23 protein-coding genes, 2 tRNA genes and 2 pseudogenes are annotated in these 21,885 nt (G+C 69.3%); 13 read left to right on the forward strand and 14 right to left on the reverse strand.

Features of this window, described 5'->3' with window-relative positions; all coding sequences use genetic code 11:
- The 4 genes from Q2100_RS18590 to Q2100_RS18605 form a co-directional block, all read left to right on the forward strand.
- A partial coding sequence (locus Q2100_RS18590) for an ABC transporter permease (protein WP_302915246.1) occupies positions 1 to 1,566 on the forward strand: 1,566 nt, incomplete at its 5' end.
- Positions 1,567 to 1,631: 65 nt separating this feature from the next.
- The gene (locus tag Q2100_RS18595) at positions 1,632 to 1,919 is read left to right on the forward strand and encodes a hypothetical protein (RefSeq protein ID WP_264012721.1); all 288 of its coding nucleotides are present in this window, start codon (positions 1,632 to 1,634) and stop codon (positions 1,917 to 1,919) included.
- Between the two features lie 42 nt (positions 1,920 to 1,961).
- Positions 1,962 to 3,209, forward strand: a complete 1,248-nt coding sequence (locus Q2100_RS18600; protein WP_302915247.1) for a cytochrome P450 — start codon at positions 1,962 to 1,964, stop codon at positions 3,207 to 3,209.
- Between the two features lie 15 nt (positions 3,210 to 3,224).
- Positions 3,225 to 3,656 carry a PaaI family thioesterase gene (locus Q2100_RS18605; protein WP_302915248.1) on the forward strand — a complete coding sequence of 144 codons (432 nt, stop codon included), beginning with the start codon at positions 3,225 to 3,227 and terminating at the stop codon, positions 3,654 to 3,656.
- Between the two features lie 19 nt (positions 3,657 to 3,675).
- Here the strand turns inward: Q2100_RS18605 and Q2100_RS18610 are convergent.
- The 5 genes from Q2100_RS18610 to Q2100_RS18630 form a co-directional block, all read right to left on the reverse strand.
- Positions 3,676 to 3,752, reverse strand: a tRNA-Ile gene (locus Q2100_RS18610).
- Positions 3,753 to 3,829: 77 nt separating this feature from the next.
- A complete protein-coding gene (locus Q2100_RS18615) occupies positions 3,830 to 4,072 on the reverse strand; it encodes a hypothetical protein (RefSeq protein WP_302915249.1) in 243 nt (80 codons plus the stop codon).
- Positions 4,073 to 4,096: 24 nt separating this feature from the next.
- Positions 4,097 to 4,939 carry a carboxymuconolactone decarboxylase family protein gene (locus tag Q2100_RS18620; protein WP_264012717.1) on the reverse strand — a complete coding sequence of 281 codons (843 nt, stop codon included), beginning with the start codon at positions 4,937 to 4,939 and terminating at the stop codon, positions 4,097 to 4,099.
- 7 nt (positions 4,940 to 4,946) lie between these two features.
- On the reverse strand, positions 4,947 to 6,320 hold the full coding sequence (locus tag Q2100_RS18625; RefSeq protein WP_302915250.1) for a TldD/PmbA family protein: 1,374 nt from the start codon (positions 6,318 to 6,320) through the stop codon (positions 4,947 to 4,949).
- Complete coding sequence (locus tag Q2100_RS18630) at positions 6,317 to 7,834, reverse strand: TldD/PmbA family protein (RefSeq protein ID WP_302915251.1); 1,518 nt, start codon at positions 7,832 to 7,834, stop codon at positions 6,317 to 6,319. The genes Q2100_RS18625 and Q2100_RS18630 overlap by 4 nt, the downstream gene beginning before the upstream one ends.
- 97 nt (positions 7,835 to 7,931) lie before the next feature.
- Here Q2100_RS18630 and Q2100_RS18635 point away from each other — a divergent pair, with 97 nt between their 5' ends.
- The 3 genes from Q2100_RS18635 to Q2100_RS18645 are packed head-to-tail and all read left to right on the forward strand — an operon-like array spanning position 7,932 to position 10,931.
- Entirely contained in the window at positions 7,932 to 8,789 is an 858-nt protein-coding gene (locus Q2100_RS18635; RefSeq protein WP_302915260.1) for a carbohydrate ABC transporter permease, read from the forward strand.
- Entirely contained in the window at positions 8,776 to 9,603 is an 828-nt protein-coding gene (locus Q2100_RS18640; protein WP_302915252.1) for a carbohydrate ABC transporter permease, read from the forward strand. Before Q2100_RS18635 ends, Q2100_RS18640 begins: the two co-directional genes overlap by 14 nt.
- A gap of 44 nt (positions 9,604 to 9,647) precedes the next feature.
- The gene (locus Q2100_RS18645; RefSeq protein WP_302915261.1) at positions 9,648 to 10,931 is read left to right on the forward strand and encodes an ABC transporter substrate-binding protein; all 1,284 of its coding nucleotides are present in this window, start codon (positions 9,648 to 9,650) and stop codon (positions 10,929 to 10,931) included.
- Positions 10,932 to 10,937: 6 nt separating this feature from the next.
- Here the strand turns inward: Q2100_RS18645 and Q2100_RS18650 are convergent, their stop codons facing one another.
- Both Q2100_RS18650 and Q2100_RS18655 read right to left on the reverse strand, forming a co-directional pair.
- A complete protein-coding gene (locus tag Q2100_RS18650; RefSeq protein WP_264012712.1) occupies positions 10,938 to 11,783 on the reverse strand; it encodes a CbiQ family ECF transporter T component in 846 nt (281 codons plus the stop codon).
- Positions 11,780 to 13,849, reverse strand: a complete 2,070-nt coding sequence (locus Q2100_RS18655) for an ABC transporter ATP-binding protein (RefSeq protein WP_302915253.1) — start codon at positions 13,847 to 13,849, stop codon at positions 11,780 to 11,782. The genes Q2100_RS18650 and Q2100_RS18655 overlap by 4 nt, the downstream gene beginning before the upstream one ends.
- Before the next feature lie 106 nt (positions 13,850 to 13,955).
- Here Q2100_RS18655 and Q2100_RS18660 point away from each other — a divergent pair, with 106 nt between their 5' ends.
- A complete protein-coding gene (locus tag Q2100_RS18660; protein ID WP_302915254.1) occupies positions 13,956 to 14,468 on the forward strand; it encodes a MarR family winged helix-turn-helix transcriptional regulator in 513 nt (170 codons plus the stop codon).
- Between the two features lie 8 nt (positions 14,469 to 14,476).
- On the opposite strand, the gene Q2100_RS18665 is transcribed toward Q2100_RS18660, so the two are convergent.
- Positions 14,477 to 15,589, reverse strand: coding sequence for an esterase-like activity of phytase family protein (locus Q2100_RS18665; RefSeq protein ID WP_302915255.1), 1,113 nt, complete (start codon positions 15,587 to 15,589; stop codon positions 14,477 to 14,479).
- Between the two features lie 6 nt (positions 15,590 to 15,595).
- Complete coding sequence (locus Q2100_RS18670) at positions 15,596 to 16,330, reverse strand: VIT1/CCC1 transporter family protein (protein ID WP_302915256.1); 735 nt, start codon at positions 16,328 to 16,330, stop codon at positions 15,596 to 15,598.
- Between the two features lie 99 nt (positions 16,331 to 16,429).
- On the opposite strand from Q2100_RS18670, the gene Q2100_RS18675 reads away from it, so the two are divergent.
- Positions 16,430 to 18,370, forward strand: coding sequence for an acyl-CoA dehydrogenase family protein (locus Q2100_RS18675; protein ID WP_302915257.1), 1,941 nt, complete (start codon positions 16,430 to 16,432; stop codon positions 18,368 to 18,370).
- Here Q2100_RS18675 and Q2100_RS18680 read toward each other — a convergent pair.
- Positions 18,367 to 18,860: pseudogene (locus tag Q2100_RS18680) on the reverse strand (LppP/LprE family lipoprotein). The gene Q2100_RS18675 and the pseudogene Q2100_RS18680 sit on opposite strands and share 4 nt — an antisense overlap.
- Positions 18,861 to 18,947: 87 nt before the next feature.
- Here Q2100_RS18680 and Q2100_RS18685 point away from each other — a divergent pair.
- From Q2100_RS18685 to Q2100_RS18695, 3 genes are all read left to right on the forward strand, one after another.
- Complete coding sequence (locus tag Q2100_RS18685) at positions 18,948 to 19,283, forward strand: hypothetical protein (protein ID WP_264012706.1); 336 nt, start codon at positions 18,948 to 18,950, stop codon at positions 19,281 to 19,283.
- Between the two features lie 95 nt (positions 19,284 to 19,378).
- A complete protein-coding gene (locus Q2100_RS18690) occupies positions 19,379 to 19,705 on the forward strand; it encodes an ArsR/SmtB family transcription factor (protein ID WP_302915258.1) in 327 nt (108 codons plus the stop codon).
- A gap of 13 nt (positions 19,706 to 19,718) precedes the next feature.
- Positions 19,719 to 20,213 (forward strand): SRPBCC family protein, encoded by a 495-nt coding sequence (locus tag Q2100_RS18695; protein ID WP_264012704.1) that lies wholly within the window; start codon positions 19,719 to 19,721, stop codon positions 20,211 to 20,213.
- 28 nt (positions 20,214 to 20,241) lie between these two features.
- Here Q2100_RS18695 and Q2100_RS18700 read toward each other — a convergent pair whose 3' ends face one another.
- Both Q2100_RS18700 and Q2100_RS18705 read right to left on the reverse strand, forming a co-directional pair.
- Entirely contained in the window at positions 20,242 to 20,487 is a 246-nt protein-coding gene (locus tag Q2100_RS18700) for a hypothetical protein (RefSeq protein ID WP_264012703.1), read from the reverse strand.
- A 220-nt stretch (positions 20,488 to 20,707) separates the two neighbouring features.
- Positions 20,708 to 20,783 (reverse strand) — tRNA-Asn (locus tag Q2100_RS18705).
- A gap of 145 nt (positions 20,784 to 20,928) precedes the next feature.
- Here Q2100_RS18705 and Q2100_RS18710 point away from each other — a divergent pair.
- Positions 20,929 to 21,186: a hypothetical protein gene (locus tag Q2100_RS18710; RefSeq protein ID WP_264012702.1), complete on the forward strand. Its 258-nt coding sequence runs from the start codon at positions 20,929 to 20,931 to the stop codon at positions 21,184 to 21,186.
- Here Q2100_RS18710 and Q2100_RS18715 read toward each other — a convergent pair.
- Together Q2100_RS18715 and Q2100_RS18720 are read right to left on the reverse strand one after the other, a co-directional pair.
- On the reverse strand, positions 21,183 to 21,518 hold the full coding sequence (locus tag Q2100_RS18715) for a DUF7155 family protein (RefSeq protein WP_407667653.1): 336 nt from the start codon (positions 21,516 to 21,518) through the stop codon (positions 21,183 to 21,185). The two genes, Q2100_RS18710 and Q2100_RS18715, sit on opposite strands and share 4 nt — an antisense overlap.
- Positions 21,519 to 21,534: 16 nt before the next feature.
- Positions 21,535 to 21,885, reverse strand: a pseudogene (locus tag Q2100_RS18720) (DNA primase); the annotation flags it as partial.

Below are 21,885 nucleotides of genomic sequence, written 5' to 3' on the forward strand. Positions count from 1 at the left end.
GTGCGCCGGCTCGCGATGCGCCGGCTTCGCCGCGGCGCCGCCGCGGCCGCCATGACCTGCGGAGCTGTGTCGGCCCTGTTTGCCGGCCAATACGAGGCGATCCGCAGGTCACTGGACGAGGCGGGTTTCCAGGACCTCGCCGGGAACCCCATCGAACGGGTCCTGCTGGGGCCTCCGGTCGCACTCGACGACCCCGGCGGCTTCACCGTGTGGCGCACCGGCACCGCCGCCCTGGCTCTGGCGAGCATCTGGAGCGGCCTCGCCGCCACCCGTGAAACCCGCGGCGAAGAGGATGCGGGTCGGTGGAATCTCCTCCTCGGTGGACGGCTGGGGGTGGCCGACGTGGTCATCCGTCACCTGATCGCCCTCGCCGGATCCTCGACGATGATCGGCGGCGCCGTCGCAGCGGGCCTGCTGGCGGGCCGCACCGCCCCGGTCGGGGCGGTGATCCACGCCGCCGGGATCACGGGCGTCGCTCTGACTTCTGCGACCACAGGTCTACTCGCCGCACAGGTGATGCCGAGTCGATCCGCCGCCACGGGACTGACGGTCGGGGCCATCGGCGCCGGCCTGGCGCTGCGGATGATCGCCGACAGCTCACCTCGACTGGCATGGTTGGCCTGGGCGACACCGTTCGGCTTGGCGGCACGCTCCGCGCCGTACGCCGAGAACCGAATGATCCCGCTGGCGGTGATGGGATTGTTCCCGATCGCGCTGGGCGGCGCGGCCGTCATCGCGGCGCGCCACCGCGACCTGGGCGCGGGCATCGTGCCGGTATCGGACGACCGCCCTCCGCGAACCCGGTTGCTGCACAGCATCCACGGATTCGCGATCCGCCGCACCGCGCGGACGACGCTCGGCTGGGCGGCGGGCATCGCCGCGGGATTCCTGATGGCAGGCGCGATGCTCACCTCGGTCCTGCAGTACTTCCAGACGAACCCACGGTTCGAAGAGCTCGCCGCAGCCGCGGGAGTGACCGGCCTCGACTCGGTGAACGCCTTCAGTGCGCCGCTGTTCAGCATGCTCCCCGTCCCCACCGGCCTCTACGCCGCCCTGCGCATGGCGACGATGGTCACCGACGAGAAGGCCGGTCGATGGACGCTGCTCCTCGCCCAGCCGGTCTCGCGCGTTCGGCCGGTGTCCACCGAACTCGCGGTCACGGCCGGTGGGGTGGTGTTCCTGCACTGCTCGGCCGCGGTCGCCATGTGGGGCGGCGCCAAGATCACCGGCGCCCCGTTGCGGCTCGCCGATTCCCTTGCGGGTGCAACGAATTCCCTCCCCGTGGCCCTGCTCGCGGCGGGAGCCGGAGCCGTGGGCATCGGCTGGCTCCCGTCGGCCACCGGCGCGATCGGCGCACTGCCGATCGTGGGCGGATTCCTGATCAATGCGATCGCGCCGGCACTGAACGCACCGAAATGGGTTGCCGACCTGTCGCCGTGGGCCCACGTCAGCGCTGTACCCGCGGCACCGCCTGAGTGGGCGGGCGGCGCCGCCCTCCTGCTCACCGGCGCGCTGCTGGCTGCGTGCGGCGTCTACGGATACGTCGAGCGCGATGTGACGACGTGACGCCGGGACAGAGGACGGCATCGACGCGCCTCCGACTCATCATTTGAATTGGCGAAGAGCGGTGCATGTGCTCGTCGCAAGCCGGGGTCATTCGCGAGTTGCGGGCGTACGCTATCAGCAAACGCTGGTCAGACGACGGCGGGATGTCTCGCGTCGCGATGGAGGGAATCCGGATGGGCTTGATACCGAGCATCAACGACTGGAAGGTTTCGGTCGAGGAATCCTACGAACTGCTAAGGCGCGCAGTGACAGCCCTTGAAAAGCTTGCGGCAGAACAGGAGCGCACCAATGACCTGTACGCCGAGGTGAACGAGGCCGGCCTGGCGGAACCGCGGAACGCCAGCCGTCTGTAACCCCAGCGAACACAGGGCGTCTTGCAACGCGATGGAGGCGAAGTGAGCGGACCGGAGAACCGCGACTTCTTCACGGACAAGTCGCTCGTCGACGACCCGTACGAGTACTACGACGCGATCCGGCGCTGCCCGGTGTGGCGCGAACCGGCCCACGGTGTGGTGATGGTGTCGGGTTACGACGAGGCCGTCGCGGTGCAACGCGACACCGAGAAGGCCCTGTCCGTCTGCAACATCGTCAGTGGCCCGTGGTCGGGGATTCCGGTCGAACCACACAGTGACGACATCTCGGACGTGATCGAAAAGCACCGCGGGCGGATCACATTCGGCGATTACTTCATCACCTTCGATCCGCCCCGCCACACTGCGCACCGGTCGTTGTTGAGCCGGTTGTTCACGCCGAAGCGGCTCAAGAACAACGAGGACTTCCTGTGGCGTCTCGCCGACGAGCAGATCGACAGCTTCGCCGCGAACGGCAGCTGCGAAATCGTCCTCGACTACAACTTCCCGTTCACGCTCGACGCGATCACCGACCTGCTCGGTGTCCCCGAGGCCGATCGTGAGCGCTTCCGCCGCGCAGCCACAGCCAGCAGACTCGAAGGGGAACGCAGCGGCTTCGTCGGCGTGAAGGAGGAGTGGTTCGTCGAGTACGTCGAGGCCCGGCGGCGAGAACCGCGCGACGATGTCCTCACCGAGCTCGCCTCGGCGAAGTATCCGGACGGTTCGACGCCGGACGCGATAGACGTGGCCCGCGTTGCCACGTTCATGTACGCCGCCGGTCACGGCACGACGATCGACCTGCTGAGTCTCGCGGTGCTGATGCTGGCGGAACGACCGGACCTCCAAGACCAGCTGCGTGCGGACCACTCGAAGATCTCCCCCTTCATCGAGGAGATGCTGCGGTTCGAGAGCCCGATCAAGTCGAACTTCCGCATGGCGCGGCGCCCCACCAGAATCGGCGACGTCGATGTGCCGGCCGGCACCAGCGTCCTCGTGATGAACGGTGCGGCCAATCGTGATCCACAACGGTTCGACGATCCCGACGAATTCCGCCTCGACCGCCCGAACATACTGCACCACATCGCATTCGGCCGCGGTGTCCACACCTGCCCTGGCGCCCCGATCGCACGCGCCGAAGTACGGGTGAGCCTGGCACGGATGCTCGACAGGATGGCCGACATCCGGCTCTCCGAAGCCCACCACGGTCCTCCGGGTGATCGTCGGCTCGAGTGGGACCGCACCTTCCTGTTCCGGCGCCTCAAAGAAGTGCACCTCGAGTTCACTCCGGTGTAGTGAGGCAGTGACCACATGATCGCTTTCGATGACGAACAACTGCACCGTTCTCCTGTGCACAAGCAGCTGCAGATGACCGTCGTCGAGCACAAACCGGGCCACGCCGTCGTCTCGATGCCGCTGACCGAGGAGGTGCGCGGCTTCTTCGACGGCAGTGTGCACGGAGGAATGCTCGCGACACTGGCAGACGCCGCCTGCGCGACCTGCCTCGTCGGCTGCTACGACTATTCGTCCGAGATCACCGTGACGACGGACATGCACGTCCGGTACTACCGGCAGCCGCACGGAGGTCCGCTGCGCGCGGAAGCCGAGATGGTCCACAACGGTCGCACCCTTCTCAGTGCGGAGTGCGCGGTGCTCGACGCCGAGAGCCGGGTCCTCATCCGGTCCAGTGCGACGTACACCCGGATCTCCACTCTGGGCCGTGCCGTGCCCGCCGCGAAGTGACGAAGCCGAGATCGAGATCTGGTGGGGCGGGCGGGGCTCGAACCCGCGACCTACGGATTATGAGTCCGCGGCTCTAACCGACTGAGCTACCGCCCCCTGTCATGGCGACCTCGACAGTAGCGCCTGCACCCATCCCGGGCGACGCGGTGGTATCCCGCTCGCCTACCGGCCGATCACTCCCTCACCTGGCGACTGACCAGACCCTGCAGCGTCCGGGAATCGATCACCTCGCCGTGGTCGCCGTGATAGATGCGGTAGTCCTCGGCGGTGTCCGGAGCGCCCGGATGCGGGACAGTCGTCGTGCCACTGTCCGTGCTGACGATGGTGATCCAATTGCCTGAGCCGGTGTCCAGGATCGTGTCGCCCTCCTGGATCTGCTCCAGCGCCACCTGCTCTGTCGCGTGTTCGGAGCTCATGTGACCACCCTCCCGTGCCGGCCTTCAGGCGAACACCGTCTGACCATCTTCGTCGACCAGGTACCGCTCCGTGCCCGATTCGACGCGCGCCGCATCGGCGCCCAGTGCGACGGCGATCTTGTTGGCCGCATTGCGCATCACATCGAGGGTGAGCTCGGCCGCCTCGGACTCGGAGAAGTTCTTGCGCACCCCACGGGCCACCTGTGCATCGATGTCCGACGGTGTCCACAGCAGCGCGTCGACATAGCGCAGCGCCGCCTTGTGCCGATTGGTGAGCCGCGAAGAGGACTCGTAGCGCTCGATGTCGCCGTACAGCTCCTCCGACCCGCCGGCGTCGAGCGCCTTCTCCTCGCGCAACGACTTGCACAGCCGACAGTTGTGCTGCGTCGCCCCGCGCAACCGCACCACCTCCGTCGTCACCGGATCGAGCTTGCGCAGCCGCGCCACCGCCGGCACGAACTCCGCGAGCAGCACCTGCGCCGGGTCGGTGTCGGGGTCCCACGCCACCTCGGGTCCGTTGCCGGGTCTGCCCATGCCCAGCGCCTCGAACCCCGCCCACACCCTCGGCAGGAAGTCGGCGATGAAGGTCGCCGTCACGATGCGCAGGGCGCGGTCCCCCGCTGCCGACAGCAGCATCTTGCGCTGACCGTCGCCGATCCCCGACACGTCGGTCGCGAACTGCTCCGCGAACGCCGCCACCACCGACTCGCATTCGGATTTGCCGTCGAACAGATCGACCTGGCATGGCAGCGGTTTGAGCTTCAGCGCCCGGCCGCACGTCAGGCGGATCACGGCGTCGAGACGCAGATCCCCCGACGACAGACCGACCAGACGACCCAACACCCCGAAGAGCTCACCGTCCTGCATCGTCGAATTATTGCGCCTGACTGACCGACGACATGTGGAAGTCGGGAATTCGCAGGGTCGGCATGGCCGCCCTCGTCGCCCAGTCACCCCATTCGCGCGGCAGCGTCACCTCGCTGACCCCGGCCTCGGTGGCCCGCCGCAACAGGTCCAGCGGGCTCTCGTTGAATCGGAAGTTGTTGACGGCCGCGGTCACCTCGCCGTCCTCGATCAGGTACACGCCGTCGCGGGTGAGGCCCGTCAGCAGCAGCACGGTCGGATCCACCTCACGCATGTACCACAGCGTGGTGAGCAGCAGCCCTCGTTCGGTGCCGGCGATCATGTCGGCCAGGTCGGTGTCGCCACCGGTCATCAGCAGATTGCCCGCCGGCACGGCGACCGGCGCCCCGAACTCGGCGGCCGCCGCCCGCGGGTAGGCGAGCGCGCTGACCGTGCCGTCGCGGATCCAGTCCACCCGGTCGATCTCCATCCCGTTGTCGAAGACCGACATCCGCTCCGAGGAACTGCCGACCGCCACGAACGGTGTGCACGCCAGGCCCGGCGCCGACGGGTCCGAGTACAGCGTGAGCGGCAGATCGGTGAGCCTCTCCCCCAACCGGGTTCCCCCACCGGGCGCGGACAGTGCGGTTCGACCCTCCTGCGCGCCACGTCCGTCCATCGTCCAGCCCAGGTAGATCATCATGTCGGCGACGGTCGACGGCGGCATGATCGTCTCGTACCGCCCGGCGGGCAGCTCGACGGTGCGATCGGCCCAGCCCAACCGGAGATCCACCTCTTCGAGCAGGGAATCGGTTGTCACGTTGACGAAGTCGGGCGTACCCGTCCCCGCCCAGGCGCTGGCGGTGCCTCGTTTGGCGTTGATCTCCACCGATCCCGTCGGCTGCGTGTAGCGCCTGCGCAGCCCCGTCGACGTCGCGACGAACGTCGTCTCGACGATGTGGCGGGCATAACCGTACAGCTGGTCGGCGCCCCGGAACCCGCGCGCCAGCGTGCCCGCCACCCCGGCGAACACCTCTGCGCCCGTCTCCGGCACCGGGGTGTCCCAGTCCCCCGGCTGCTCGCCCCCTGGCAGCGGTGGGGCGCTGTCTCGCGCCTCGGGCGCCGACGCCGCGGCGTCCTGGGAGGCGGCGACCAGCGCCGGAATCGCCGCCGGGTCCACCTCGCTGGAACTCACCGAGCCGACATGGGCCCGGTTGCCCTGCCGGACAATCGAAATGACGGTGATGCGACGGCTGGTGCTGTCACCGTTGGTGGTCATCGAGTTGCCCGCCCACCGCAGTGCCGTGTCGGAGCGGTCCGTCACCAGCACCATCGTCTCGTCGGCCCGTCCGCGCTGCGCCGCGGTCGCGAGCACCGTGTCCACCACCTGCTGCGGACTGATCATCGAGAGGCCTCGTCCCGGGTGTTCAGCACATTGACACCCCGGAACAGCGCCGACGGGCAGCCGTGACTGACCGCGGCGACCTGCCCGGGCTGCGCCTTGCCGCAGTTGAACGCCCCGCCGAGCCGCCACGTGGACGGCCCGCCCACGGCTTCCAGCGAGCCCCAGAAGTCGGTGGTCGTCGACTGGTAGGCGACGTCGCGCAATTGGCCGTCGAGGCGGCCGTCGCGGATGCGGAAGAACCGCTGCCCGGTGAACTGGAAGTTGTACCGCTGCATGTCGATCGACCAGCTCTTGTCACCGACGATGTAGATGCCGTCGGCGACCCGGCCGATGAGTTCCTCGGTGCCGACGTCCTCCGCCGCGGGCGCCAGCGAGACGTTGGCCATCCGCTGAATCGGCACATGGTGCGGCGAATCCGCGTACGAGCAGCCGTTCGACCGGTCCACGCCCAACCGCGGGGCGAACACGCGGTCGAGCTGGTATCCGACGAAGACGCCGTCGCGCACCAGGTCCCAGCTCTGCGCCTGCACACCCTCGTCGTCGTAACCGATGGTGGCCAGCCCGTGGGCGACGGTGCGGTCGGCGGTCACGTTCATCACCGGCGACCCGTACCGCATGACGCCGAGCTTGTCGGGCGTCGCGAAGGACGTGCCCGCGTAGGCCGCTTCGTAACCGATCGCCCGGTCGTACTCGGTGGCGTGGCCGATCGACTCGTGGATCGTCAGCCACAGGTTGCTCGGGTCGATCACCAGATCGGTCGGCCCGGCCGTGACGCTCGGCGCCTTCGCCTTCTCCGCCAGCAGGGACGGCAGCTGCGCGAGCTCTCCGGTCCAGTCCCAGATCTCGTCCCCGGCGACCGCCTCCCAGCCGCGGCCGGTCGGCGGGGCCAGGGTGCGCATCGTGTCGAACCCGCCGGCCGACGCGTCGACGGTGACCGCGTCGAGCGACGACTGCACCCGGACCCGCTGCTGGGTGATCGACGATCCGTAGGTGTCGGCGTAGAAGGTCTGCTCCTTGGCGGCGTACAGGTGGGCCGACGCGTGGTCGACGCCGTCCGCGGCCAGCAAGCGGCCGGAATACTCGTCGAGCACACCGATCTTGTCGGCCAGCGGCACCGCGAAGGGATCGATCCGGTAGTCCGACACCCAGCTCACATCGCGGTAGACGGGTTCGGCTGCAAGCTCGACGCGGTCGGCGTTGAGCGGCGCGAGCGTGCGCGCAACCGCGACGGCCCGGCGGGCGGTGTCGGCAGCGACCGCGGGATCGAGTTCGGCGTGGGAGGCGAAGCCCCACGTGCCGTCGACGATCACCCGCACGGCCAGGCCGATCTCCCGGTCCACGACGGCGGACTCCAGCTCGCCGTCGCGCAGTTGCACCAGCTCGGTGGTGATGCGGTGTATCCGCAGGTCGGCGTGGTCGGCTCCGGCCGCCACCGCGGCCGACAGTGCGGCGTCGGCGAGCTGATGGCGGGGCAGCGACAGGAAGTCGGCATCGACGTGTCGGGGCGCTGTCACGGCATCTACCGTAGTGGCGGTGTCATCGGCCCGCTTTAATGGCTCGGTGGCGTACCGGCGGGCAGGAGCGGAGCGACCCGGGGTCCAGAGCCGGCGGGTGCGGACGGCGGCGCTGGGCTACACCCTGCTCGCACCCAGCCTGTTCGGCGTGCTCACCTTCCTGCTGCTGCCCATGCTGGTGGTGCTGTGGCTCAGCCTGTACCGGTGGGATCTGCTGGGCCCGATCGAGTTTGTCGGACTGAGTAATTGGGGCGCGGTGCTGACCGATGCCTCGTTCGCCACGTCGCTGGTGGTCACCGCGCTGTTCATCGCGATCGTGGTGCCCGCGCAGACCCTGCTCGGCTTACTGGCCGCCGCGGTGCTGTCGCGCGGCCTGCCCGGCACCGGCTTCTTCCGGACGCTCTACGTGCTGCCGTGGATCTGTTCGCCGCTGGCGATCGCCGTGCTCTGGCGCTGGATCCTGGCGCCGACCGACGGCGCGGTCAGCACCGCGTTGGGCCGCAACATCGAGTGGCTCACCGATCCCGGCCTGGCGCTGCCCGTGGTGTCGGCGGTGACGGTCTGGACGAACGTCGGCTACGTGACGTTGTTCTTCCTCGCCGGCATCTCGAACATCCCGACCGACGTGCACAACGCCGCCCGCACCGACGGCGCCGGCGGCTGGCAGCGCTTCCGCCACATCACCCTGCCGATGCTGCGGCCGACCACGTTCTTCGTGCTTGTCACCGGGATCATCAGCGCTGCGCAGGTTTTCGACACGGTGTATGCGCTCACCGGGGGTGGCCCGCAGGGCCGCACCGACCTGGTGGCCCACCGCATCTACGCCGAGGCGTTCGGCGCCGCAGCGGTCGGCCGCGCCGCCGTGATGGCCGTGGTGCTCTTCGTGGTGCTGATCGGCGTCACGCTGGTCCAGCAGCAGTACTTCCGCCGGCGGATCACCTATGACCTCGCGTAGCCGCGCCGCCTCGGGGGTGGTCATCTATCCCGCCCTGGCCCTCGGCGCCCTGATCACCCTGACGCCGTTCGTGCTCGGCCTGATGACGTCGTTCACCTCGGCGGAGCAGTTCAACACCGAGGCGCCGCTGTCACTGCCCACGCCGCCGACGCTGCAGAACTATCTGAGCCTGGGCGACGCCGGATTCGGTCGCGCCATCGTGGTGACCGCGCTGTCCACGGCGGTGATCCTGCTCGGCCAGCTCAGCTTCTCGGTGCTGGCCGCGTACGCGTTCGCGCGACTGGACTTCCCGGGCCGTGACGCGCTGTTCTGGGTGTACGTCGCCACGCTGATGGTGCCTGCGACGGCCACGGTGGTGCCGCTCTACCTGATGATGGCCGAGGCCGGGCTGCGCAACACCTTCTGGGCGCTGGTGCTGCCGTTCATGTTCGGTTCGCCCTACGCCATCTTCCTGCTGCGCGAGCACTTCCGCGCCATCCCGGCCGACCTGATCAACGCCGCACGGCTGGACGGCGCCCACACTCTCGACATCATCGTGCACGTGGTGGTGCCGGCCAGCCGGCCGATCCTGGTGACGCTCGGCCTGATCACCGTGGTGTCGCAGTGGAACAACTTCCTGTGGCCGCTGGTGATCACCAGCGGCGAGAAGTGGCGGGTGATCACCGTCGCGACGGCCGCGCTGCAGACCCGCTACGACGCGCAGTGGACGCTGGTGATGGCGGCGACGACGGTCGCGATCGTTCCGCTGATCGTGCTCTTCGTGGCGCTGTCGCGGCACATCACCCGCTCGCTCGTGGTGACGGGGATCAAGTGAGGCCGCGCATCTCGACGCTCGCCGTCGCCGGGCTGGCCGCAGTGATGGCGCTGCTGCTGGTGGCCGCGATGCTGCTCGGCCGGGCCACCGGAACCGACGGCCGCACCGTGGTCACCGTGCGGGTCTGGGACGACCGGGTGGCCGCGGCCTATCGCGAGTCGTTCGCCGAGTTCGGACGCGAACATCGCGACATCGACGTACAGGTGGACGTGGTCGCGTACTCGACGTACTTCGACACGTTGCGCACCGACGTGGCCGGCGGCGGTGCGGCCGACATCTTCTGGCTGTCCAACGCCTACTTCGCCGAGTACGCGGACAGTGGCAGGCTCGTCGACATCGGCGAAGCGCTGGGCCCGCGCGCGGTGCGCTCCTGGGAGCCGTCGGTGGTCAACCAGTTCACCCGCGGTGACACCCTGTGGGGGGTGCCGCAGCTGACCGACGGCGGGATCGCAGTGTTCTTCAACGCCGACCTCGTCGCCGCGGCAGGCGTCGAGCTGATCGATCTGGTGACCATGCGCTGGTCCCCCGGACCGGACGACACGCTGCGCGCGCTGCTGAGCCGCCTGACCGTCGACGATCGTGGCCGTCGTGCCGGCACACCCGGTTTCGACCCGGGCCGCATCCGGCAGTGGGGTTACAACGCCGCCAACGACCTGCAGGGCATCTACCTGAACTACATCGGCTCGGCCGGCGGCGTGTTCACCGTCGGTGACCGCTTCGCCTTCTACAACCCGCAGGCGGTGGAGGCATTCGAGTACCTGGTCGGCTTGATCAACGACGACCACGTGGCGCCGCCCGCGTCGGACACCAACGACAACGGCGATTTCTCCCGCAACCAGTTCCTGCAGGGTCGGATGGCGATGTTCCAGTCCGGCACCTACAACCTGGCCGCCATCGCCGAGCAGGCCCGCTTCCCCTGGGGTGTGGTGATGCTGCCCGAGGGGCCGAAGGGCCGCGTCAGTGTGACCAACGGGATTGCGGCTGCGGGCAATTCGGCGACCGAGCATCCGGAGGCGGTTCGGCAGGTGCTGGCCTGGATGGGCAGCAAGCGGGGTAACGAGTTCCTCGGCGCGCGAGGTGCGGCGATACCCGCCGTGCTGGCCGCGCAACCGGTGTACTTCAACCACTGGCGCTCACGCGGGGTCGACGTCTCGCCGTTCTTCCGGGTGCTGCGCGGCCCGCGGATCCCGGCGCCCGGCGGCGACGGCTTCGCCGCGGGCTACCAGGCGATCAAGCCGTACTTCGACGAGATGTTCCTGGGCCGTGCCGATGTCGCGCACAGCCTGGCCGACGCCCAGGCCGCGGCCAACGCCGCAGCCCGTCGCTGAGCCGGGTCAGGACGCCTTGTAGCTGCTGCTGCCGAGCACCGTGAGTTCGAGTGCCAGCGCCGCCCCGCACACGACGAGCACCACCGCGAACGCGATCGCGTCGCGACGTGCGGGCCGCGACGGCGCGGCCGAGATCTGTCCCGCCCCGCCGCGGGCGGTGATCGCGTCGCCCATCTCGTCGGCACGCCGCAGCGCGACGGTGATGGTGGCCGCCAGCAGGTCGATCACCTCGATGAGCCAGCGCCGCCGGCGTGCCCGCCGGGTGGGCAGCTGCTGGCGGGGCCGCAGGCGGCGCGCCGCGTACAGGATGCGGAACTCGTCGATCAGCATCGGGAACGCCCGCAGTGACATCGCGATCGCGACCGCCCAGTCGTCGACCGGCACACGCAGCACCCGAAGCGGCCGCCCGAGCGTCGCGACCGCGGGCGCGATGTCGGCGACATTGGTGGTCCACGACACCATCGCCCCGAGGCCGAGCAGCACGATCGACAGCGCGGTGATCCGCAGGAAGTTGAAGAGCCCGCCGAGCCCGACGTCCACCGACCCGAGGTCGATCACCGGGCTGCCGCCGGCGAAAGTGGCGGTCAGCCCCCCGAAGAACAGCAGGATCCACAGCCAGTACGGAATCGACGGCAGCGCCCCGCGCGGCACCCGGGCCAGTTTCGCCCCCGCGACGACGAGTACGCCGACCGCCGCGATCGGCGCCCAGCCCGGATAGAAGGTGAGCAGCAACCCGATGGCGGCGACCACGAGCAGCTTGGTGCCCGCCCACAGGTCGTGGATGACCGAATTGCCCGGCACGGGGCGGAGCAGGACGACCGGTCTGCGCTGCTTGCGATTCGGTGCGGTCACGACACACCGCCCGCGGTCGTCGGCGCCGGCGCGAGCGCGCCGTCCTGCAGGTTGAGTGTGCGCGGGCACAGCTCCTCGAGTCCCGAGAAGTCGTGCGAGATCACCACCACGGTCAGGCCGTTGTTGCGGCGCAGGTCGACGAGCAACCTCAGCAGACCGCGGGCACTGGCGGCGTCCAGCCCGGCCAGCGGCTCGTCGAGGATGAGCGCACGGGGCGACCGGGCGAGCAGCCCGGCGAGCACCACCCGGCGGGCCTGGCCGCCGCTGAGCTGGTCGATACGCCGGGCGGCCAGCGCGGGATCGAGGCCGACGGCGGCAAGTGCACGGTGCACACGATCGTGATCGCGCGGGGAGAACCCTGCCGCCGTGGCGATCTCGGCGTCGACCTGACTGCGCAGCAGCTGTAGCCGCGCGGACTGGAACGAGAACGCCACCGCCCCGACGTGCTCGGACACCGGTTCGCCGTCGAGCAACGCCTGCCCGGTGGTCGGGACCGTCAGCCCGGCCATGATCCAGGCGAGGGTGGACTTGCCCGAGCCGTTCAGCCCGTGGATGAGCATGCCGTCGCCCTCGTGCACGGCCACGTTGACGTCGCGCAGCGCCGTGGACGCCCATGGCGTTCCGCTGCCGTACTCGTGACCGACGTCGATCAGCTCCAGCACGGGGGCGCCGTCGCGGTGGCCGATGTCCGCCGACGGCGGTGGCGCCTCGGCCGTCTCCACCATGGGCATGTTGTCCGCATCGCCGCCGTTGCCGGTCAGGTTGACGACGCGATCGGCCGAATCCGCTTCGTCGTTGTAGTGCGTGATGTGCACCAGCGACATCTCGTGGCGACCGGTCAGCCCGGACAGCACCGCGAGCAGCGACTCCCGGCCCTGCTGGTCGACCATGCTGGTGACCTCGTCGGCGATGAGCAGCCTCGGCTCGCGGGCCAGCGCCGCCGCGACGGCCAGTCGCTGCAGTTCGCCGCCGGACAGGCCGCCTGTGTCGCGCTCGGCGAGGCCGTCGAGGCCCACCTCGGCCAGCAGCCGCTCGACGTCGGTGGTCGTTCCGGGCGGCAGGCCGAACACCACGTCGTCGGCCACCCTGGTGCCCAGGATCTGGCTCTCCGGATGCTGCATGATCACCGCGGTCCCGCCCGGCCGACCCAGGCCCACCGCGCCCGGCCGGTCCACGGTGCCGCCGGTGGGCTCACGGCCGGCGAGGACCAGCATCAGCGTGGTCTTGCCCGATCCGTTGGCCCCGGTGATGGCGAGGTGCTCGCCGGGCTCGACCGTCAGTGACACCGGGCCCAGCGCGTCGTGATCGGCGCCCGGGTACCGGAAGCGCACGTCGGTCAGCCGGGCCGGCACCGGCGCGACCGGGCCGCCCTCGCCGCCGGCCTCGAGCTTGTGCACGTCGGGCACACCCATCAGGCGGTCGATCACCTTCGACAGCGCCCACCAGCCGACCAGCGTGACGAACAGGATGCTGAGCACGCCGAAGCCGCCGATCAGGAACTGCCAGTACTGCAGCGCCGTGGCGAATCCGCGCTTGAGCGCGTCGGCGGCCGGCTGGGTCTCGGGCACCAGACCCCAGAAGTCGGGGATGCGCGCGATGATCGCGGCCAGCCCGTTGATGTTGGCGGTCATCGTGTCGAATATCAGGTTGCGCAGCCGCGACAGCACGGTCAGCGCCAGGACGGACGCCGCGCCGAACACGGCGCCTGCGGCGAGTCCGGCGACGATCACCGTGGGGGTGCCGCGGCCGCGACGCTTGATGATCCCCGTCAGACCGCCGATGTAGGCGCAGTCGATGACGGTCATCATCCCGCCCATCCCGGCGATCAGGAAGGCGATCAGCCCACCCGCGACGGTGGCCGTGACCAGCACCCGGAGCCGGTAACGGTAGGCGAGCACGCCCATCGGCACGCTGCCGAGCAGCGACAGTGCCGCGGCGAAGGGCACCACGACGGCGATGATGGCGGTGGCCGCGCACAGCGCCGCCATCACGGCGGCCTGGGCGAGATCTCCGGGTTGCAGCGATCCGGCGCGTCGAGGCTGCCTCGGCGGCTGGGTCACGGTCATCTCACGATTCTGCCAGTCGGGCCCGGGCGGTCCTTCCCCGGCAGGTGGCGGCGTGTGAGACAGCACATTACGCCACCTACATAGTGATCCTATGTATCATGGGCCCATGACTCCGCCTCCCGCCACCGAGGACGTCGGCGCCCCCCGTGAGCAGACCGGCTCCGCACACGAGTCGGTCGGGCCGACGCTGGGCTCCGACCTGCTGTCCGTCGTCGCCCGGATCAACCGGCTCGCCACGCAGCGGGTGCGGCTGCCGCTGCCCGTCGCACAGGGGCGGCTGCTGTCCATGATCGAAGACCAGGGCGAGGCCCGTATCTCCGATCTGGCCGCACTCGACCACTGCTCACAGCCCACGATGACGACGCAGGTGCGCCGCCTCGAGGACGCCGGCTTGGTGACACGCACCGTCGACCCCGGCGATGCGCGCGCGGTGCTGATCCGCATCACCCCGGCGGGCGTGCAGACCCTCAAGCAGGTGCGTGCCGACCGCGGGGCCGCCTTCGACCCGTATCTCGAACGGCTCGAGGAGTCGGAGCGGGAGACGCTGGCCGACGCCGTCGTGGTGTTGCGCCGCCTGCTCGCCGACGCGGCCGCGCCCGCCCGCAAGACCACCGACTGACCGAAGGTTCACATCGCGAAGACGTGGAACTGCGTCACCTGACGCGGCGAGAAGTTGTCGTCGGTGACCAGCACCACGCTCTGGCGGCCGTCGGAGAGCATGGGGCCGAGCGTGATTCCCTCGACATTGTCGAGGTGCCCGATACCCGGTGCCGCCGTCAGGTCGACGACGAGTTCCTTCGTCATCGCCGCGACCGGAGGATCGGCGCCCAGCGAGGATTTCCCGAGGATGTCGTCGGCGCCCGCCGTGCTCGCCCGGTAGATACGCGCGGAAACCCTGTCGCCGTAGCCGCGTTCCACCACCAGGAACGTGTCGGCGTCGAGGGCGACGAGGTCGGACAGCCCGTTGTCGCCGTCACGGCCCGCGGTGACGGGGTCGACCGGGTAGGCGTACTGCGCGGTCGGCTCGCCGGTTGCCGTGTCGTAGCGGGTGATTCGCGTGAGCGCCCCGTGCGACGCGGTCGGCGGTTCGCCGTCGGCGAAGACCGGCCCCTCCATGCCGGCGAACAGGGCCGTGCCGTCGGGGGTGAGCGTGAGGCCTTCCAGCGTCGCGTTCGCACGCGGGCCCGACGGCTGCGCCGACATCGCCAGCCCGGGCGGCAACGGGTAGTGCCCGCGGTAGCCGCCGTCGAGGCCGGCCAGCCGCACCCAAGGATCCAACAGCAGTGGGCGCGATGCGTTCTCGATGTCACGGGCACCCTCACTGGTCCAGAACAGCTGCTGGCGCCGCGCGTCGAAGGCGATGCCCTCGGGGTCGGGCGGGATCACCGGGGGCCGCGCTTCGGCGTCGAGTGGGGCGAACGGTGCGCCGCCGGCATCCCTGAGCACCGTGGACGACACCCACTGCACCTCGTCGGAGCCGTTGTTGGAGAGCGGGATACGCACCGTGTAGAACCTGGCCGGGTTCTTCGCCGAGCGGTCGTCGCTGATGACGTAGTAGACCCCCCGGCCGGAGTCGTAGGTGATGCCCGAGAGACCACCCACGACGGTTCCCGCGAACGAGAAGCCGGAGTGCACCTCCGACCCACCGAGGTAGGTCCATGCCGACGGTGCGTCGGGCGGCGGGGCCGCGCTGCACCCACCGAGCAGCAGCACGCCGGCGACGGCGAGGCGACGCAGCATCGACGATCAGACCACCGTGCCGATGAGCGAACCGACGGCATAGGTGGCCGCGATCGCCACCGCGCCGAGCACGAACTGCCGCGACGAGGCGAACCAGACCGGCTTGCCGGTGAAACGGGCGGCGGCGCCGCCGGCCAGGAACAGCCCAGCGCCGCCCAGAGCCAGTCCGGCCCAAAGCGATTCGAAGCCCAACAGGAACGGGATCAGCGGCACCACCGCGCCGATCGCGAACATGAAGAACGACGAGAGGGCTGCCACATAGGGTGACGGCTTCTCCCTGGGGTCGACGCCGAGTTCCTGCACCAGATGGAAGTTGATCGCCCGGTTCTCGTCGCGGTGGATCTCCGCGGACGCGGCGTCGGCCGTCTGTGGCGTCATCCCCATGGTCACCAGCATGTCGGTCAACTCGGCCCGCTCGGCCTGCGGGTGCCTGCGGAACGCCCGCTTCTCCACCCGTACCTCGGCCTCGATCTGCTCGTTGGCCGTCCGCACCGAGGTGTACTCACCGAGCGCCATCGAGAACGCGCCGGCGACCAGGCCCGCCATCCCGCTGAGCACCACGGCCGGGGCGTGCGCGGCAGCACCGACGCCTGCGATCAGCGCGGTGTTGCTCACCAGGCCGTCCATCGCGCCGAACGTGGCGGCGCGCAGCCAGCCGCCGCTGACGTCGCCGTGCCGGTGGTCGAAGTCGTGCGGCCGCCATGGTGCGGGTCCGGGTGACGCCGACTGAGGCTGGGTCATCCCACGATTCAACCCCGGCCCGTGCCCGGTATCCAGCAAGGTAAGCCTGGGTTTCGCACATCACAGTTTCCCCGCGCGGACCACGGGTTACCGTCAGGTATGACCACCACTGCGGAGCATCTACGCAACTCGCTCGACGGCCGCTGGCGCGACGTCAAGAACCAAATGCGCGAGGAGCTCTCCACGGAGATCTTCAAACCGCACTACACGCCCAACACCGTGATCGCCCGCACCAAGGTGGCCGAGCAGTTGCGGATCATGGCCGCGAAGGGTGCGGCCGAGGACGGGTTCAAGAAGGAGCACGGCGGCAACGGTGACGTCGGCGCCGCCATCACCCAGATCGAGATGCTGGCGATGTCGGACCTGTCACTCATGGTGAAGGCCGGCGTGCAGTGGGGCCTGTTCGGCGGCGCCGTGGAGAACCTCGGCACCGAACGGCACCACGAGGAGTACGTGCCCAAGATCATCTCCTGCGAACTGCTCGGCTGTTTCGCGATGACCGAGACCGGGCACGGCAGCGACGTCCAGTCGCTCGAGACGACCGCCACCTACGACCCCTCCACCCAGGAATTCGTGGTCAACTCCCCCACCCCGACGGCGCGCAAGGACTACATCGGCGGTGCGGCTCAGACCGCCCGGATGGCAGCGGTTTTCGCCCAGCTGATCACCCACGAGAACGGCGATCCGGTCCACCACGGCGTGCACTGCGTGCTGGTACCGATCCGCGACGAGGACGGCAACGACCTGCCCGGGGTGACCACCTCCGACTGCGACTACAAGGGCGGCCTGCCCGGCGTCGACAACGGCCGGATCGTGTTCGACAACGTCCGCGTACCGCGGGTGAACCTGCTCAACCAGTACGGCGACGTCAGTGAGGACGGCACATACTCGTCGCCGATCGACAACCCCAACCGCCGCTTCTTCACGATGCTCGGCACCCTGATCCGCGGGCGGGTCACGGTGGGTGGCAGCGGTGCCGCGGCCGCGCGGGTGGCACTCGACATCGCCACCCGGTATGCGTTGCAGCGCAGGCAGTTCGAGGCGCCCGGCGACGACAAAGAGGTGCTCATCATGGACTACCTGGTGCACCAGCGCCGGTTGTTCCCGCTGATCGCGAGGTCGTACGCGCTGCAGTTCGCGCAGAACGAACTGGTGGCCAAGTGCCACGAACTGCAGAGCTCGGACAACCCCGACGCCGAGGAGCAGCGTGAGCTCGAGGCCAGGGCCGCGGGCCTGAAGGCGTCCAACACCTGGCATGCCAGCCGGGCCATCCAGGAGGCCCGGGAAGCCTGCGGCGGCGCAGGGTATCTGGCGGAGAACCGGCTCATCGGGTTGCGCGGTGACATCGACGTGTTCACCACGTTCGAGGGTGACAACCACGTGCTGACGCAACTGGTGGCCAAGGAACTGCTGACCGCCTACGCCGACGACGTCAAGAGCATGAGCCCGGTCGGATGGGTGCGCTTCGCCGCCAACACCGTCGGCACCCGGGTGATGAAGCGCACAGCGGCCGAGACGATCATGCAGACCATCCTCGACACGCGCCAGGACAACGAGGAAGAGGGCAGCCTGTTCAACCGCGGCACCCAGGTGCAGATGTTCGAGGACCGCGAGGAGTACCTGCTGTCGTCGGTGGCCCGCCGGCTGCAGTCGAAGTCCAAGGAGATGTCGGCGTTCGACGCGTTCAACTCGGTGCAGGATCACGTGCTGCACACCGCGCAGGCCCACATCGACCGCATCGTGCTCGAGGCGTTCGTCGCAGGCATCGACGCGTGCGAGGACGAAGAGGCGCGCCGCATCCTCGGTATGGTCTGCGACCTCTACGCGTTGTCGGTGATCGAGGACGACAAGGCCTGGTTCATCGAGCACCGCTTCCTGTCGACCGAACGCGCCAAGGCGGTCACCCGCGGGATCAACGAACGGTGCCGCACGCTGCGGCCCTACGCCGAGACGCTGGTGGACGGCTTCGGGATCCCCGAGCAGCTCCGCTATGCGGCGATGATGGATCCCGAGGAGCTGATGACCGCCGGACCCGCCTAGGAGTTCGGGATCGGGTCGACCGCCTCGAGCGTGCCGCCGTCGCCCACCCGGAACCGTACGGTGCCGATTCCGGTCGGGCAGCACGGCGCATCGGCGCCCTGCCGCCACAGGTACTGCACGGTGACGAACTCGTCGCCCGAGTTCACGACGGCGACGTAGGGCCGGGGTTCGGGGGTGGCGGGCCCCAGCGGGGTCTGCCGGTCGAAGAACAACACCTGCGCCGGAACGTCGGGCGCGCTGCCGGGCCCCTTCAGCTGCACCCAGTACAGCCGGCAGTTCGTCGCGTGACCGCTGCCCGTCTCGGTCCACGTCGCGCCCGGGCCCGGGGGGCGAGGGTGACGATCTCGCGCTGGACGGTGGCAGCGCCCGGGCCGTCGGTCGGCGCACAGGTGTCGGGCTTGGGCGGCGGGGCGCTCGGCGGGCTCCACCCGCAGCCGGCGGCGAGCAGACACCCGCCCAGCACGGCAACGGTCGCTCCGGTCACCCGCATGCCGCGAGCTTACGGAGTTCACGATCAGCGGGCCCGATCTCCTACGCTGCGTCGTGACGAAACATCTCGACAGAGAAGGAGTACCCGATGGCGTGGTTCCTCGCGCTGCAAGGCCCGCCCAAGGCCGGCGGCCAGTCGTTGCTCTACGAACTCGACGAGTCGGCCGACCGGGACAAGCTCGCCGAGGAGATGGCCAGCGCTGCTGTGCTGGATCGCGTCGTCCCGGTGCCGGCGGTGTTCCAGAGCCAGCGCAGGCCGGTGACGCTGTACGTGCGTCCGGCGGCGTGGGGCGTGTGGGCGTTCTACGAGATGTCCGACGAGGAACGCCGCCAGATGCTCGCGGCGAACCCGCTCGTCAACGCGCTTGCCCAGGCCGCGCGCCAGCAGCAGGGCAAGAAGCCGACAGGCCCGGGAGTGCCGTAGCCGCCGGACCGATTCTCGACCACACACGCCGGTCACATTGGCGTGCATAGACGTATTCCTTGACAGGAATACGTCCTTCGTCCTACGTTGAGTTCGTGCAGGCGACGATCTTCGGGGCACTTGCCGAGCCGAGCCGGCTACGGATCGTCGAGTTGTTGCGCGCCGGCCCCCTGTCGGTCGGCGAGATCGCCGAGACGCTCGACATCCGCCAGCCGCAGGCCAGCAAGCACCTCCGGGTGCTCGGTGAAGCGGGGATCGTCGCCGGGGAAGCGCTTGCCCGGCAACGCATCTACCACCTCGAGGCGGAGCCGTTCGCCGAGATCGGCCGCTGGGTCGAGTCGTTCGAACGGCTGTGGAACATCCGGCTCGACTCGTTGGGCAGGTTCCTCGAAGCCATCACCGACGACCCTCACGAGCACTGACGAAAGGACCACCATGTTCGGCCTGTTGAAGAAGACGAAGGAACTCGACCTCGAACGCGACTACCGCGCCCCCGTCGGTGTCGTGTGGGACGCCTGGACGCGTCCGGAGATGCTGCGGCAGTGGTGGGGTCCCGAGAAGACCTTCGTGCCCGAGTGCGAGATGGATCTGCGCGTCGGCGGCCGCATCCACGTGGTGATGGAGGCCGGCGAGGAGATGGGCAAGTACCAGGGCACCCGGTGGCCCATGACGGGCACCTTCACCCGCATCGAGGAGCCGTCGGCGTTGTCCTACGACGCCCGGTCCTGGACCGAGGGCGAGGAGGACACCTCGACCATCCACCACACCAACGACATCACCCTCGAGGAGCGCGACGGGACGACCACCGTGCGACTGCACGTCACGATCACCCAGATCGGCGCCAAGGCCAAGATGGCGGCCTTCGGCATGAAGTGGGGCTACAAGGCCCAGCTCGGCAAGCTCGACAAGCTGCTGGCCGCCCGTACCTGAGGTGTGGCGGCCGGGCTACCCGGCCGTGTCACCCGCATCCGCCGGTGCTCCAAGGAATGGTGCAGAACTCCGGCATGTCGTCCATGTTCGGTGAGAACGATGCGGTCTCCAGCGATGTGGGGTCCGGCTTCGGTTCGGCTGTCGCCCCCTCGCCGCCGACGTGATAGGTGCCGTCCTTCGGGTACGTGCCCGCCTGCGCCACGTCCACACCGACGGCGCCCAACAACGCCGCCGCCCCTATCAGCGCGGCCACCAACCTGGCTTTGAACGGCATGTCGCGTCCTCTCCTCGATCGGTTCACCGATGGACGCAGGGTCGGCGCCGTTGCAGAACCTCGTTCTGTCCGCCCCATCGACTGTGTGGAAAAAGCGTAACCACGCCAGGGGTCGGGAACCCCGCCATGACAGGGGTCCGGCAGCAGAGCCACAGGGACCTTCAATGTGGTCTGGGCTGCACCCGCCGCGGGTGGATGAGCGGTGCGACGGTCAAAGAGGTGGCTCCCCCGGCTGGACTCGAACCAGCAACCCTTCGGTTAACAGCCGAATGCTCTGCCAATTGAGCTACAGGGGACTGCCTGTCCGCGATCGTTGTCCGCGGATCGAGGGATGACTCTAGCGTACGCACGGAGCACCCCGCCAATGCGCTCCCGGGTCAGCGCGAGGTGGGCCACTTGAGGCAGGATGGAACCAACGAACCGTCTTGCGGGAGGGGCTTTGTGATCGGGTATGTCGCCGTGCTGGCGGTGGGCTACGTGTTGGGTTCGAAGGCCGGCCGTCGCCGCTACGAGCAGATCTCCGGGACCTATCGTGCGGTGACCAGCAGCCCGGCCGCCAAGGCCGTGATCGACGCCGGACGGCGCAAGGTGGCCGACCGGGTATCTCCCGATCCGCAGATGGTGACGTTGACCCCGATCGACTCGGAGACCGATGTGCTCACGCCGCAACCGGCGGAGCAGCAGCGCAGAACGCGCTAGTTGACGCCCTGAGTGATCGTCCGGCCGGGCAGCAGCGGACCGGTGGAGATTCCCAGGCCGTTCTCGCCGAACGCGACCTGGGGCGTGCCGACGTTGATGCCGTTGCCGTTGGAGTAGGACAGGCAGTTGCCGTCCTCCTTGTTACCGAACCACGCCAGGCAGGCCGGGCCGGCGAGGTCCTGGGCCGGAGCGGCGCTCAGCGCCGACGCGGCGAACGGTGCGGCGATGGCGGCCACGGCGAAGGCACCGGCGGCGATCGAACGTCGAACCTGCTTGGAGATCCTGGTCACGGCTTGCCTTCCTCGGACATGGTCGTACAGCGGATTCACCATAGCGTGCCGACGGCTTTCACGCAGTGAGGTCGTCACCGCTGGCCTGTTCCAGCAGGCTGCGGCGGTAGGCCTCCATCGCCACCAGATCCCCGAACAGCGCGTGGTAGTCATCGCTGTGGTCGACCGGTGACATCCGCTGCAGCTTCGACTTCACCTCGGCGATCTGCCTTCCGACCCACACCTCCTGCAGGCGGGCCAGCACTCCACCGATGTAGCGGGGCAGCTTCTCCTCATCCTCCACCTGGAATGCGTCGGCCCCCAGCTCGTTGACGAGGTTGGCCGCAGCCGGCGACGCCGTCTGCTCGCGCACCGCCTCGATCCACTGCGCCCCGGACAGCCCGGCCGACGTGCCGCCGGCCGCCGCGAT

The organism is Mycolicibacterium arseniciresistens (assembly GCF_030519285.1).
GTDB lineage: Bacteria > Actinomycetota > Actinomycetes > Mycobacteriales > Mycobacteriaceae > Mycobacterium > Mycobacterium arseniciresistens.

Excerpts from the sequence above, each read along its gene's own strand:
- Q2100_RS18595 (WP_264012721.1), top strand. The coding sequence starts at position 1,632 with ATGTGCTCGTCGCAAGCCGGGGTCATTCGCGAGTTGCGGGCGTACGCT.
- Q2100_RS18605 (WP_302915248.1), top strand. The coding sequence starts at position 3,225 with ATGATCGCTTTCGATGACGAACAACTGCACCGTTCTCCTGTGCACAAG.
- Q2100_RS18615 (WP_302915249.1), bottom strand. The coding sequence starts at position 4,072 with ATGAGCTCCGAACACGCGACAGAGCAGGTGGCGCTGGAGCAGATCCAG.
- Q2100_RS18620 (WP_264012717.1), bottom strand. The coding sequence starts at position 4,939 with ATGCAGGACGGTGAGCTCTTCGGGGTGTTGGGTCGTCTGGTCGGTCTG.
- Q2100_RS18625 (WP_302915250.1), bottom strand. The coding sequence starts at position 6,320 with ATGATCAGTCCGCAGCAGGTGGTGGACACGGTGCTCGCGACCGCGGCG.
- Q2100_RS18640 (WP_302915252.1), top strand. The coding sequence starts at position 8,776 with ATGACCTCGCGTAGCCGCGCCGCCTCGGGGGTGGTCATCTATCCCGCC.
- Q2100_RS18645 (WP_302915261.1), top strand. The coding sequence starts at position 9,648 with ATGGCGCTGCTGCTGGTGGCCGCGATGCTGCTCGGCCGGGCCACCGGA.
- Q2100_RS18655 (WP_302915253.1), bottom strand. The coding sequence starts at position 13,849 with ATGACCGTGACCCAGCCGCCGAGGCAGCCTCGACGCGCCGGATCGCTG.
- Q2100_RS18660 (WP_302915254.1), top strand. The coding sequence starts at position 13,956 with ATGACTCCGCCTCCCGCCACCGAGGACGTCGGCGCCCCCCGTGAGCAG.
- Q2100_RS18665 (WP_302915255.1), bottom strand. The coding sequence starts at position 15,589 with ATGCTGCGTCGCCTCGCCGTCGCCGGCGTGCTGCTGCTCGGTGGGTGC.
- Q2100_RS18670 (WP_302915256.1), bottom strand. The coding sequence starts at position 16,330 with ATGACCCAGCCTCAGTCGGCGTCACCCGGACCCGCACCATGGCGGCCG.
- Q2100_RS18675 (WP_302915257.1), top strand. The coding sequence starts at position 16,430 with ATGACCACCACTGCGGAGCATCTACGCAACTCGCTCGACGGCCGCTGG.
- Q2100_RS18685 (WP_264012706.1), top strand. The coding sequence starts at position 18,948 with ATGGCGTGGTTCCTCGCGCTGCAAGGCCCGCCCAAGGCCGGCGGCCAG.
- Q2100_RS18695 (WP_264012704.1), top strand. The coding sequence starts at position 19,719 with ATGTTCGGCCTGTTGAAGAAGACGAAGGAACTCGACCTCGAACGCGAC.
- Q2100_RS18700 (WP_264012703.1), bottom strand. The coding sequence starts at position 20,487 with ATGCCGTTCAAAGCCAGGTTGGTGGCCGCGCTGATAGGGGCGGCGGCG.
- Q2100_RS18715 (WP_407667653.1), bottom strand. The coding sequence starts at position 21,518 with ATGGTGAATCCGCTGTACGACCATGTCCGAGGAAGGCAAGCCGTGACC.